This window comes from Paenibacillus harenae, from assembly GCF_030812415.1.
Taxonomy (GTDB): domain Bacteria; phylum Bacillota; class Bacilli; order Paenibacillales; family Paenibacillaceae; genus Pristimantibacillus; species Pristimantibacillus harenae_A.
Genome location: NZ_JAUSST010000002.1, coordinates 809,248 through 821,148, shown reverse-complemented (window position 1 = coordinate 821,148; position 11,901 = coordinate 809,248). Strand labels below are relative to the sequence as shown.

Here is an 11,901-nt window from a genome sequence, read left to right as displayed (position 1 = left end):
TTATAACCTTCCAGGGAGGAATTAAGATTGGACAGCGTTAGCCATTTCCATTGGATAAATTTAAACCGCGAACGATATGCTTAAACATACGCTGCCCTGATGAACGAGAGCCGACGCCAACCTGCTGCTCTATCCTGCTATATCCGCGAATATACTTTCATGTAGCTAGCGACGCAGATCTGGCATACGAAAGGAGCAATGGCATGGAAACGTTCGGACGCGGCTGTCTGTACATTATTATTGGCGTTATCTTCGTTATGGCGCTTGCTTTCATCGTCGGCGGAACGATTACGATCCCTTGGTATATTCTGCTGGCGCTTATCGCTCTCGCCTTCTGGGCCGCCTCTAAGAAAGGCAAATAACCGTCGCGCGTACGTGGACCAGAAGCGCACAAAGGCTGCCGATCCTCGCATCGGCAGCCTTTGCACAACCTAATTCTTTTTGTTCCAGCTATCCTTAAGCGGCACAATCCGGTTGAATACGAGCCTGTCGGCGGTTGTATGCTTCTTATCGATGCAGAAATAGCCATGGCGTAAAAATTGCAGCCTGCGCTCCAGGCAATCTTCTCCCCATTCCGCCGCAAAAGGCTCAATCATAGCATCCTTCACTATGACTAGGGATTCCGGATTAACCGCATCCGTCCAATCCCCGCTTGCCGTATCCGCAGATTCCAGCAGCAGCCTATCGTACAGATGAACGTTTGCCTTGACTGCATGCTCCGCCGATACCCAATGAATCGTCCCTTTCACCTTGCGCCCGTTAAACCCCGTTCCGCTCTTCGTGATCGGATCGTACGTACAACGAAGCTCCGTCACTTCGCCGGTATCCGAATCCTTGATGACTTCCTCGCAGCGAATATAGTAAGCGCCCTTCAGCCTGACCTCGCCATTCGGACTCAATCGATGGAAGCCCTTCGGCGGATGCTCCGCGAAGTCGTCCCGTTCGATATAAATCGTTTTGGCAAAAGAAACCTCCCGCTTGCCGAGCTCCTCGTTCTCGCTATTGTTCTCGATCGTCAACAGCTCCGCCCTATCATCCGGATAATTCGTAATGACAACCTTGAGCGGCTTCAGCACCGCCATTACGCTGGCCGTCGACGCTTTCAGCTCCTGCCGGAGACAATGATCGAGCAAAGAGATATGAACCGTGCTTTGCGTTCGGATGCTGCCGATCTCCTCGATGAAGCCGCGTATGCTTTCCGGCGTAAATCCCCTTCTTCTTAAGCCGCGAAGCGTCGGCAATCTCGGATCATCCCAGCCGTCTACGAATCCGCCTTCCACTAATTGCCGCAGGAAACGTTTGCTCGTCACAACGCCCGTTATGCTTAAGCGGCCGAACTCCCTTTGCCGCGGCGGACTCTCAATGCCAAGCTCTCTAAGCACCCATTCGTACAAGGGCCGATGGTCCTTGAATTCGACCGAGCAGAGCGAATACGTAATGCCCTCGATCGAGTCCTGAATCGGATGCGCGAAGTCGTACATCGGATAGATGCACCAGTCTTCGCCTGTACGATAATGCTCGGCGTGGATGATGCGGTAAATAACGGGGTCGCGCAGGTTCATATTCGGCGAGCCCATATCGATTTTGGCGCGCAGCACCTTGGAGGAGGCCGCAAAGTCGCCCTTTTTCATTTTCGCAAAAAGCGCCAGGTTTTCTTCGACCGTCCGTTCCCTATACGGGCTGTTCTTGCCCGGCTGCGTCAAGGTTCCCCGATACTCCGACACTTCCTCCGGCGTCAGATCGCATACGTAAGCTTTTCCATGCCCGATCAAACGGACTGCAGCCGAATGGATTTCATCCGAATAATCGGACCCATAGTAAATGTGCTCGCCCGGATCATAACCAAGCCACTTGATATCCTCGATAATCGCATTGACGTAAGCAATGTCCTCCTTGAGCGGATTCGTATCGTCAAAGCGCAAATGAAATTTCCCCTTGAAGCTGCGCGCTACATTATAATTGGTCTGAATCGCATAGGCGCTTCCGATATGGAGATAGCCGTTCGGCTCCGGCGGGAATCGCGTGCACATGTCTTTTGCGAACGGAGCTTGCTCCAACTCCCCGCTAATCAGCTTGAATAAAAAGTTGTCGTTCGAATGCTCTTTTTTGTTATCCGATTCCAAAGTCGGCTCCTCCTTAATAAATGCTGTAGTGGCCAAGCAACGCAAAAAAAGAACCTCACCTCCAAGACGTCGGTCTTGGGGGCGAAGTTCTCGCGGTGCCACCCCAGCTTCATTAACATGTCGCCATATTAACCTCTTCAAGTACGGCATTGCAGGCAATGCTTATACTTTAGCTCTGTAACGGGAGCTCCCGTCATGCCATCCTCGCCCGGGGCGATTCCGACATGCTGCTCGGAGGCTTGGTTCGGGGAGACGTTGTCCGCTCCCTCTCAGCTGCCGGAGCTCTCTGTGCAACAACCTGTTCCCTTACTCTTCTCGTCATCGCGTTTCATTGTTGCCTATAGAATACCAAATGACCGACCCCGATGTAAATCGCGGCATGCTGAGCGCATCAGCTGCATGCATCAGGCCATCTGCTAGCCGATCGTGACGACTCTCGCCAGTGCGTCCCAGCCGGCCGTCAGTCCAAGCCGGTCTGCCAGATCGCGCACCTTGACGTAGCCCGTTGCATTAGACAATACGGACTCGATCGCGACCCCGTTCACCGTGACCTGCTTCCCGTTCCAATCGATCGCCGCTCCAAGGAGCTCGCCGACCCGTCTTGCCGGTATCCATGTGACGCCATGAACCAAGTAGCCGTCCGACACCGCCTGCCCGCCATGAACGACCGCCACGATCTCAGCGTCTCTGAACTTCTCCGGCTTAACAGGCGGTTTGCCCATCAGGTCGTATTTCTTTAGCGAATACTGCTTAATGATCGCCATCAGCTTCAAGGGATAATTCGGATCCGTCGCATACCCGCAAGCGAGCAGCATCTGGGCTTGGCGCTCCGGCGATTCCGCCTTGCGAACGCGGTCGTACCGCGGCGTTGCCAGCAGCAGATCGAGATCCTTGTAGAAGTGGTACAGACTATCGTATGCCCGGAACGCCGCCTTCGTATTGATATCGCGGCCATCGATATGCTCCCACGTTCTCTTTACGACCGCCTCGCCATGCCAGTACGCATTCGTCTGCCCGTTGCCTACTTTAATGCCGCTCAGATTGTTCCAAGCGTGAATAACGCCGCCTGTTTCGAGCAAATTTTGCGCTAACCGCACGGAAGGAAACATCGTCGAGCCTTCCTGCCTTACCCTAATAACGATCGGAGCCAAAACCGCAAAAAACTGTTCCCGAGTCAAAGCTGCCATCTTCAAAACTCCCTTCTTCTCATTCTGTTGCTATCTTTGTATGCAGAAGAGTGGAGCGGCGCAAGGGACAGAGCGGTAATCGATCGTATGTATGAAGCATGCTTAAGGACACAGAAGACCTTATTTACTCCAAACAACTATCATTCGGCTTATTACGGACTCAGGCAGCTCTATGGGTTGAAAAAGAGGTTTAACCGTCCCAATCATGATCGATTAAAGCCTCCTCTGTCCGTAATAATCAAAAATGCAGCGATAAGCAGCCATTAGCGACTTCTACGTCCGCAACAAAAACAAACAAAACAGGCTGGCGTCGTTTAAATCGCAGCGGCAGCTTGTTTTCGTAAACCACCTGTTATAATCCGTACAACCGTTTCGTATTTTCCAGCAATGCAGTGCGAACGAGCTCCACCGGCTGCTGCTTGATTGCTGCAATATGAACCGCAACATCCCGCGACATGGCCGGCTCGGTCGCACGCCCCTCGTAAGGACCCTCGAAGGGCCATGGCCCGTCCGTCTCCGCCATCAGCAGGCTTAGCGGATATATCTCGGCGAGCGCTCTTATCTCCGCCTCGTAAGCAATATCCGGCGTAATCGAGATCGAGTAGCCGGAGGCGATCATTCTCCTCACGGTCGCCTCGCTTCCCTTGAACCAATGGAAGTGCGCTTTGCGTACACCGTGGCGGTCCAATATATCGCAAGCTTTGTCCGCGTCCTCATAGACGGCGTGCAGCACGATCGGCCGTTCCAGTTCAGCCGCCAGCGCTGCGAAGCGCCCGAGCAACGCCAAGTAAGGCGCTTCGTCGAACGTCTGCCCGGCAGCCTCCGCTTCCGTTCTCGTATAATAAGGCAGACCGACCTCTCCGATCGCGAATTTCTCGCCTGCCGCATGCCGTGCCATCATCCACTCGAACAGCTCATCCAGGTCCTCCGAGGACGGTATCGGCTGCTCCGGATGGAAGCCGTAAGCCGGATGAACGCGATCCGGATACGTCTGAGCCAGTCCGTGATTGGCGATCGACGACTGCAAATGCATCGACACGGCCACCACGGCGGCCGCCCCTGCGGAGAACGCCTTCTCCAACAGCGCTTCCCGTTCCGCTTCGTCATAATGATCCACATGGATATGGGCGTCGATCCACGTTCCTGCCGTTCCCCCGTTAACGATTGGCATATCCCGCTTCCTCCTTGACTCCCGCTCCCGTTTGGAGCAGCTCATAGATCCGCTGCTTCAAAGCAACGAACGCCGGCTCCGTCCACATCGCCTCGCTGCGCGGCCTTGCCAGCGGCACCTCGAATTGTTCGAGCACGATCGCAGGAGAGTTGGACAGCACGATGACCCGGTCGGACAAGAACAGCGCCTCCTCGATGCTATGCGTCACGAGCAGCACCGATCTGCGGTTCTCCTCCCAAATAGACAGCAGCCACTTCTGCATCTTCAGCCGCGTCAGCGCATCGAGCGAGCCGAACGGCTCATCGAGCAGCATAAGCCGCTGCGGCGACAACAGCGCCCGCAGGAACGATACGCGCTGCTGCATGCCGCCCGACAGCACATGCGGATAGCTCTTCGCGTACTCCTCGAGCCCGATACGGCGCAGCCATTCCGCCGCGCTTCGCTTCGCCTCATTGCGGTCCAGCCCGGCGATCGTCAGCGACAGCTCGATGTTGCGGGCTACCGTCCGCCATGGCAGCAGCGACGATTGCTGGGGCATATACGAGATATGCCCGGTCTGCCCCGTCGCTTGCCGGCCGTCGATCCAAATCTCTCCGCTCGTCGGACGCTCCAGTCCGCCAATGACCTGGAACAGCGTCGTCTTGCCGCTGCCCGACGGCCCGACGATGGAGACGAACTCCCCTTCGCCGACCGTCAGCGATAAGCCGCCGAGAATCTCTTTCAGAGCTGCGCCTTTGCCGAAGCTTTTGCTAACCGATTTAACCTCCAGCGCTTCAGAGCCGGCAACCGTCCTCTGCACATCATCTGTGCGATTCATTCGCTAGTTCCCCTCCTTCTTGGCAGGACGCCAGCGCATAAGCAGCTTCTCCGCCAGCGTCATCAAGCCGAACAACGACAGGCTGAGCGCCACGATAATGAAAACCGACGCGAATACCCGCTCCGGCATGAACCCTTTGGCCGACAGCTGCATGAAGTAGCCAAGTCCCTTATTCGTACCGAGCCATTCCGCGACAATCGCGCTAAGCACGCTGTATGACGCCGCAAGCTTAAGCCCCGAGAATAAATGAATGATGGCATGCGGAAGCTCAAGCCGCCAGAACAGCTGCCACTTGCCCGTGCCGATCATTTGCAAATAATTGCGCAATTGCGCATCCGTATTCGTGAGGCCGCCGAGCATCGCTACCGAGATCGGGAAGAAGCATACCATCATGACGAGCAGCACCTTCGGCAGCAGCCCATATCCGAGCCACATCGTTAGCAGAGGGCCGATAACGACGATCGGGACGTTCTGCGAAACGACGAGGAGCGGGTAGACGGCAGCACGCAAACCCGGAGCAAGATGCAGCAAGGCGGCGAGCAAGAAGCCCGCCGCCGATCCGCCTGCAAATCCGAGCAGCGTAAGCCGCAGCGTCGCGCCGGTATGTTCCATGAGCCGCGGCCAGACGTTAGCCGATGCCGCTTCCTGTACGATCGATGCCGGGCTTGGAAGATGCCAGCTATCGACCTGCCCCCACATCGTCGCGCCTTGCCAGCAGGCTAGAAGCGCGACGACGACGATAACCGGAGGCCATACCTTTGCCCAAACGCCCGTCTTATTGCCCATCTGGGTATTTCTCCAGCAATCTGCCCATTGAGGCGCCGTTTACCGGATTGTAGTAAATTTTCACTTGCGATATAACGGACGGGCAGCCCATCTCTGCCATTGCCTCGCTCATCTGCTGCACGACGCCGAGCAGCGAGCTAAGCTCGCCCTCCATCGTCGTCTCCAGCGGCGCTACCCGGTAAGGGACGCCCGCTGCCTTAATAATGTCAATCGCCCGATCCACGTACGGAAGAACGCTTTCCCCGCCCGGCGTCGTCGGCAATATTTGAATGCTTACCAGTGCATTAGCCATTCGATTCCCCTGCTTTCGTCTGTACTAAGAAACAAGATCGATTATTTCTTCGGCAAGAAGTCGTTCGTGAACGCTTTGTCCGCCTCAAGCTCCTTTTCCAGCAGCTTGTGGTCGAACATCCAGTCCGCGTAATTTTCCCATACGCTCAACTTTTGCTCGCCCCATTGGGCTGCATCGTCCTGGTATTTCGGACTAAGCCACTTCTGGCTTGCGCGAACGAGCTCGGCATTGAGGTCCGGCTCTGCCTTGATCAGCATTTCGGCTGCATCCTCCGGATTGTCGATCGCATATTGGTAGCCTGCCGCCGCGCCCGCAACGAACGCCTTAACGAGCTCAGGGTCTTCGGCGATCAGCTTCTCGCTTGTCGCAAGCACCGGCGTATAGTAGTCCAGCTTGTCGCTGTAATCGGTCAAATAAACCATATTGATTTTCTCGCCGCGCAGCTCGGCCTCCACGCCCGTCCATGCGTAATAAATCCAGGCAAAGTCGATATCGCGCTTAACGGCCGAGAAGAAATCGCCGTCGCCGATGCTCATGATATTCACCTTCTTCACGTCCGCTTGCTCCTCTTGCATGAGCGAGTCGATGACCGCCTCTTCGAGCGGAGCGCCCCAGCCGCCGTACGTTTTGCCTTCGAATTTCTTCGGCGAGTCGATTCCCTTGTCGACCGGCGAAGCGAAGCCCGACGTGTTATGCTGGATGACTGCCGCCAGCGACACGAGCGGCACGCCGGCGATGCGAGCCATCGTGATCGACTCCTGATAGCTCACGCCGAACTGCACGTTGCCGGATGCGACCATTTGGTCGGCGCCGCTCTCGCCCGGTTGAATGATTTCAACGTCGAGCCCTTGCTCCTTGAAGAATCCTTTATCCCTTGCCACGTAGAGCCCCGTATGATTCGTGTTCGGCGTCCAGTCAAGCACGACCTGCACCTTCGTCAGCGGCTTATCCGCACCGTTTGCCTCGTTCTCTCCCGCGTTGCCGCCCTCCGGCTTGTTGTTGTTCGCTCCGCAGCCCGCAAGTACGATAACGAGCGCCATTAATAGAGCCGTTAGCCTCCAAGTCAATCGTCCCGCTTGTTTCTTCATCATGCTGTTTCCCTCTCCCCGTATCTCTATTTTGTCGAAACGAAAAACGAAACGATATCTCGTCTGTGTCCTGATGCCCCCGCGCAATTGCCACCTCATTGCATGCAAAAAAAGCGTCCTCCCGCATGGAAGGACGCCTGAAATTCGGCTGCACCTATGCACGCTGCCCAGTCATGACGTTAGAAGCACTGACTAACGGTCGTGGCTTGCATGAAGCGCGCAAAAGATTATCTTCCCTACGCTGGCATTATCCAGATCAGGTTTATAGGGTCGGGATTGCTTGTACATAAATCCCCTCTCAGCCGGCCTAACCAGCTCCCCGGAACATATTCGATTTCGTCAATACGACTATTATAGCAAATCCCGACCAAATAGCTATCTTTTTTTCGAAAAGCCAGCTCTAGGGAGACGCCGCGCGCTTATACCGTTTGCGAACGCCTGCGACCAGCATGAGCAGAGGAAACACGATTTGGAACAACGGTACGATTTTGAGCGTTACATCAAGCCCCAACCATAAATGATACGTATTGTTAGGCTCGAGAAACGAAGCTGCATAGACAACCAATCCGACCGGCCATACGAAATGGCGGTAAGCGGCACCCGTCACTTCCTTAAGAGTAAGCACAGCCGCCAAGTATAACGCCGTCATTTTCACGTAGAGACCAATGAACAGAAGCAGCGTAACGATGACGTCCAACCGCTCCAGAAAATTTGCCAGCCGAATCAATTGAACCGCCTGGAGCAATGGCAGCGACGTAACCTCGGATAGAGCAGGCCCTAAGACGCTCATCACGAGCATATTCATAAAAATCAGGAAGGCCGATACCCCCGCTTGCGACTTGAACGTCGTCTTTCCCAGCTCCCGCTTCTCCTTCAGATGCTTCCAATAAACGAGAAAGACAACCGTTTGGCCAAAAGGAAACGAAACCAGATCCGGAAACGCCGCCTTCGTTATCGGCCCCATCCCGTTCTCCATGATAGGCAGCAGACGATCGATCTCCGGCAGCTTCGCGATAAACAGAAGCAAAATAATGAACAAATAGCTGATGAGGACTATCGGGAACAGCAGCTGCACGATTCGCGCGAACACCTCAAGCCCTTTGCTGACCGTATAGGCGGCTACAAACAGAATGAGCAGCATGATGATCCACTTCGGCGTCACGGTCAACAGCGCCATCCTCGTCAGTTCTCCTACGTCGCGCACGTTGCGCATCGATTCATAGGAGAACCATACCGTGTAGACAAGAGCGACCGTTCCGCCAAGCCATTTGCCAAAATGCATCCTGCACAGCTCGGCGAGTCCCGCCTCCGGAGCGCGCTTCTGCAGTTTTACATAAATAACGGTAAGCAGCAGTCCAACGACGGCGGCCATCGCCATCGCGATCCAAGCGTCCTGCCGGGCTTTGAGGCCAAGCTCGAACAGCGGCGTGCTGCCGATTAAGAAAACAATAATCATAATAGACAACTGCGACTTTCCGATCCGTTGCATGGCCTCTCCTTTCCGACTATGAGCGCGCCTTCTCCTGTACCTTCTTGAAGCTGTTGCCGCTCATGCCCGTCGAATTTACTCTCACCTTCACTTGAATTTTCACGTCCATTCGGGCAAAAAGGTCCGGCCACTCCCCCTTGATCTGCTTCCACGTTCCGGGGTGCTTCCGATGAATGAGATCGCCGAAGCCCAGCACATCCGACTTATACTTCGCGACCGCTTTCCATCCGCTCTCCATCGTTCCTTTGATCGACTGGGCAATCGCTTGCCCCGTCGCGTCCACCTGTTTGGGCTGCATCATATCGCCGCCGCAGTTATACTCCAGCAGCGTTCCTTCCGCCCTCGTCTCTACATGCATCGTCCACTTGTCGCCGGAGCGCTGCGGACGCAGCTTCGTGGACGCCTTCGTAATGCGGATCGAGGAGACCTTGTTCTCGCCGTCATCCGGACAGGCGAAGGATACGGTCGACTTCTTGATCTGATCCGTAATCCACATCACGCCCGAGCTCTCTTCCTTCGTGATCCAGCCTACAAGCTTGTCGCCGGAGACGATGCCCAGATCGAGCAGCCTCACCTTGGAGGGCGTATTCGTCCTTGCCAGCTTGTCCGCTTGGTCGAGACTCTCTCCCGTTCCGGTGATCGCGAGGCTGGGTATGCCGACTGCCTGCGCGCTTCCAAGCAAATTTTCCAGTACCTTATGCATCGTCATCTCCTGAAAGGTCGAGCCGTTCAGCTCCTCGTTGAATACCATTTGCTGGATCGCGGCCCCAGGTATTTTCTCCAGCGGAATAAGCTGCTCCAGCACGCGGCGCGCGCTGCCTTTCGTCAGAAATACGCTGACCGTTTCCCGTGAATCGGGGGTGCGAAGGTATGCCTCCGCAAGCGTGGATATCCCTTTGCGCGCAGCCTCCTGTCCGATAATGACGATCTGGTTATGGGCGAAGAAGAGCCGCCTCGGCGTCTCCAAGCTCGCTTTGCTAATGGCGCCCCGGAAGTTCTCGCCTTTGGTCGAGAATACGTTAACCGCGGCGCCCGAGTCGGCCGAGGGGCTCTGGCCCGAGATCGCTTGCGGAATGACGACCTGGTAGGACAACTGCCATTGCCCATCCTTCCAATCGACGCCCGTTGCCGATACGATTGCGATATCGCTTAGCTCGACCCTGTTCCAGCACCCCGCCAGCGGCAAGCAGGCGAGCAGCGCGAGTAGTCCGGGCAGCAGCCTCCATCCTTTCACGCATGCCGCCTCCTTCCGTTATGGATTGTCTGAATGCCGCTGAGCCGCAGGCTTCCTGCGATTAGGCAGCCGCCGCGGATTGCGCAGCTTAAGCTCGAACGGGCGGAATATCATCGCCCACCACGGCAGGCGGATGAATACGTCCCTGAATATGGACTGACTCGCCGACCCCGGAGCCATCGGCGACATATAAGGCACGCCGAACGAGCGCAGCGACACGAGATGAACGAGCATGAGCAGCACCGAGATGAAGAGGCCGAAGAAGCCGAACATGCCCGCCATCAGCATGAAGATAAACCGGATAATGCGAGATGCCGCACCCATATTGAACTCCGGCATAACGAAGTTCGAGATCGCCGTGAAGGAAACGACGATGACCATGCCCGCCGACACGATGCCCGCCTGCACCGCGGATTGCCCGAGCACGAGGGCTCCCACGATCGATATGGCGGGTCCGATCGCCCGCGGCATTCGGAGCCCCGCTTCCCGCAGCACCTCGAACGTCACCTCCATGAGCAGCGCCTCCACGAGTCCCGGAAACGGAACGCCCTCCCGCTGCGCCGCAAGGCTGATCAGCAGCGTCGTCGGCAGCATCTCCTGATGGTAGGTTGTAACCGCGATGTATAAACCGGGCAGCAGGATCGACACGATGAACGCCGCATATCGGATAACTCGTATGAACGTTGCAATATCGAACCGCTGATAATAATCTTCCGGCGATTGGAAGAAGCTGAAGAACGTAATCGGCGCCATCAGCACGATCGGCGTTCCGTCCACCATGATCGCCACACGCCCCTCCAGCAGGATGGAGGCAACGGTATCGGGACGTTCCGTGTTGAGGACGGTCGGGAACAGCGTGAACGTCTCGTCCTGGATGAATTCCTCGATATAACCGCTCTCCAGCACGCCGTCAATATCGATGTCGGCCAGCCTGCGGTATACTTCCTTCAGCACGCCTTCGTCGACGATTCCGTTCAAATAAAGGACCGCAACGTCGGTATGCGTCTGGCTGCCGATCTTGTGCATCTGCACATGCAGATCGCTGGAGCGAATAATGCGCCGGACAAGACTTATATTGGTTCGGATATTTTCGACAAAGCTGTACTGCGGGCCTCGTATGACCGTCTGCGTCTGCGGAATGGTGACGGAGCGCTGCTCGCCGCCGTTAACGCTGGCCGTCAGCACCGACGTGCAGCCCTCCGCCAGCACTAGGCATGAACCGTCCGACACCGCCTGCAGCGCTTCCTCTAGCGTAGCCGATTCCCCTACGGAGCCGACCGAGACGATGCAGCTGCGCAGCGCGTCCAGCAGCTTAGTCCCCTTCGTATGCGCATGCGGCGGCAATGTCATCGACATTAGCGGCTCCATGACGCTAACGTTGACGGTTTCCGCATCGACGATGCCATCGATATAGATGATCGCCAGCTCCCGGCTCGGGGCCGCATCGCTCCGGAACAGGCGGACGACGAGATCGAAGCTGCCCCCGAAACGGCTCCGGATCGCGTCCGTGTTAGCCTTAAGCGACGAGCTAAGCGGCGTTAGCGTCTTCTGGGCGTTTTTTTTCATAGCGGCATTCCGGCACCTTTCCATTTCCATGTTGCCTCTATTTTGGCGCAAACTGGTTGAATATATGTAAGGACATCCCTTACCCGCGTCCATTGTCAATAATAACCATAACAAAGCCTATGGAATAAGAACGCATGTTCCGTATATA

11 protein-coding genes, 1 riboswitch and 1 other annotated feature are annotated in these 11,901 nt (G+C 56.0%); of the genes, 1 reads left to right on the top strand and 10 read right to left on the bottom strand.

Annotation, left to right across the window (positions count from 1 at the left end; all coding sequences use genetic code 11):
- Positions 1-203: 203 nt before the first annotated feature.
- Positions 204-362 carry a hypothetical protein gene (locus tag J2T14_RS08635; RefSeq protein ID WP_307203971.1) on the top strand — a complete coding sequence of 53 codons (159 nt, stop codon included), beginning with the start codon at positions 204-206 and terminating at the stop codon, positions 360-362.
- A gap of 69 nt (positions 363-431) precedes the next feature.
- On the opposite strand, the gene J2T14_RS08630 is transcribed toward J2T14_RS08635, so the two are convergent.
- The 10 genes from J2T14_RS08630 to J2T14_RS08585 form a co-directional block, all read right to left on the bottom strand.
- Complete coding sequence (locus tag J2T14_RS08630) at positions 432-2,123, bottom strand: glutamine--tRNA ligase/YqeY domain fusion protein (protein WP_307469844.1); 1,692 nt, start codon at positions 2,121-2,123, stop codon at positions 432-434.
- Positions 2,124-2,197: 74 nt separating this feature from the next.
- Positions 2,198-2,454: a binding site (T-box leader), on the bottom strand.
- Positions 2,455-2,539: 85 nt separating this feature from the next.
- Entirely contained in the window at positions 2,540-3,310 is a 771-nt protein-coding gene (locus tag J2T14_RS08625; protein ID WP_307203968.1) for a glucosaminidase domain-containing protein, read from the bottom strand.
- 352 nt (positions 3,311-3,662) lie between these two features.
- Positions 3,663-4,481, bottom strand: a complete 819-nt coding sequence (locus tag J2T14_RS08620) for a TatD family hydrolase (protein ID WP_307469842.1) — start codon at positions 4,479-4,481, stop codon at positions 3,663-3,665.
- The gene (locus J2T14_RS08615; RefSeq protein ID WP_307469839.1) at positions 4,468-5,298 is read right to left on the bottom strand and encodes an ABC transporter ATP-binding protein; all 831 of its coding nucleotides are present in this window, start codon (positions 5,296-5,298) and stop codon (positions 4,468-4,470) included. The genes J2T14_RS08620 and J2T14_RS08615 overlap by 14 nt, the downstream gene beginning before the upstream one ends.
- Before the next feature lie 3 nt (positions 5,299-5,301).
- Positions 5,302-6,084 carry an ABC transporter permease gene (locus J2T14_RS08610; RefSeq protein WP_307469836.1) on the bottom strand — a complete coding sequence of 261 codons (783 nt, stop codon included), beginning with the start codon at positions 6,082-6,084 and terminating at the stop codon, positions 5,302-5,304.
- Complete coding sequence (locus J2T14_RS08605; protein WP_307203964.1) at positions 6,074-6,376, bottom strand: thiamine-binding protein; 303 nt, start codon at positions 6,374-6,376, stop codon at positions 6,074-6,076. Before J2T14_RS08605 ends, J2T14_RS08610 begins: the two co-directional genes overlap by 11 nt.
- Positions 6,377-6,417: 41 nt before the next feature.
- Positions 6,418-7,467: an ABC transporter substrate-binding protein gene (locus tag J2T14_RS08600; RefSeq protein WP_307469833.1), complete on the bottom strand. Its 1,050-nt coding sequence runs from the start codon at positions 7,465-7,467 to the stop codon at positions 6,418-6,420.
- A 213-nt stretch (positions 7,468-7,680) separates the two neighbouring features.
- Positions 7,681-7,796, bottom strand: a riboswitch (TPP riboswitch).
- Between the two features lie 68 nt (positions 7,797-7,864).
- Positions 7,865-8,953: a GerAB/ArcD/ProY family transporter gene (locus tag J2T14_RS08595; protein WP_307469830.1), complete on the bottom strand. Its 1,089-nt coding sequence runs from the start codon at positions 8,951-8,953 to the stop codon at positions 7,865-7,867.
- Between the two features lie 16 nt (positions 8,954-8,969).
- Positions 8,970-10,187, bottom strand: a complete 1,218-nt coding sequence (locus tag J2T14_RS08590) for a Ger(x)C family spore germination protein (RefSeq protein ID WP_307469828.1) — start codon at positions 10,185-10,187, stop codon at positions 8,970-8,972.
- 18 nt (positions 10,188-10,205) lie between these two features.
- The gene (locus tag J2T14_RS08585) at positions 10,206-11,753 is read right to left on the bottom strand and encodes a spore germination protein (protein WP_307469825.1); all 1,548 of its coding nucleotides are present in this window, start codon (positions 11,751-11,753) and stop codon (positions 10,206-10,208) included.
- Positions 11,754-11,901: the final 148 nt, after the last annotated feature.

Coding starts and splice junctions, on each gene's coding strand:
- J2T14_RS08605 (WP_307203964.1), bottom strand. CDS start 6,376: ATGGCTAATGCACTGGTAAGCATTCAAATATTGCCGACGACGCCGGGC.
- J2T14_RS08615 (WP_307469839.1), bottom strand. CDS start 5,298: ATGAATCGCACAGATGATGTGCAGAGGACGGTTGCCGGCTCTGAAGCG.
- J2T14_RS08625 (WP_307203968.1), bottom strand. CDS start 3,310: ATGGCAGCTTTGACTCGGGAACAGTTTTTTGCGGTTTTGGCTCCGATC.
- J2T14_RS08585 (WP_307469825.1), bottom strand. CDS start 11,753: ATGAAAAAAAACGCCCAGAAGACGCTAACGCCGCTTAGCTCGTCGCTT.
- J2T14_RS08610 (WP_307469836.1), bottom strand. CDS start 6,084: ATGGGCAATAAGACGGGCGTTTGGGCAAAGGTATGGCCTCCGGTTATC.
- J2T14_RS08600 (WP_307469833.1), bottom strand. CDS start 7,467: ATGATGAAGAAACAAGCGGGACGATTGACTTGGAGGCTAACGGCTCTA.
- J2T14_RS08595 (WP_307469830.1), bottom strand. CDS start 8,953: ATGCAACGGATCGGAAAGTCGCAGTTGTCTATTATGATTATTGTTTTC.
- J2T14_RS08620 (WP_307469842.1), bottom strand. CDS start 4,481: ATGCCAATCGTTAACGGGGGAACGGCAGGAACGTGGATCGACGCCCAT.
- J2T14_RS08635 (WP_307203971.1), top strand. CDS start 204: ATGGAAACGTTCGGACGCGGCTGTCTGTACATTATTATTGGCGTTATC.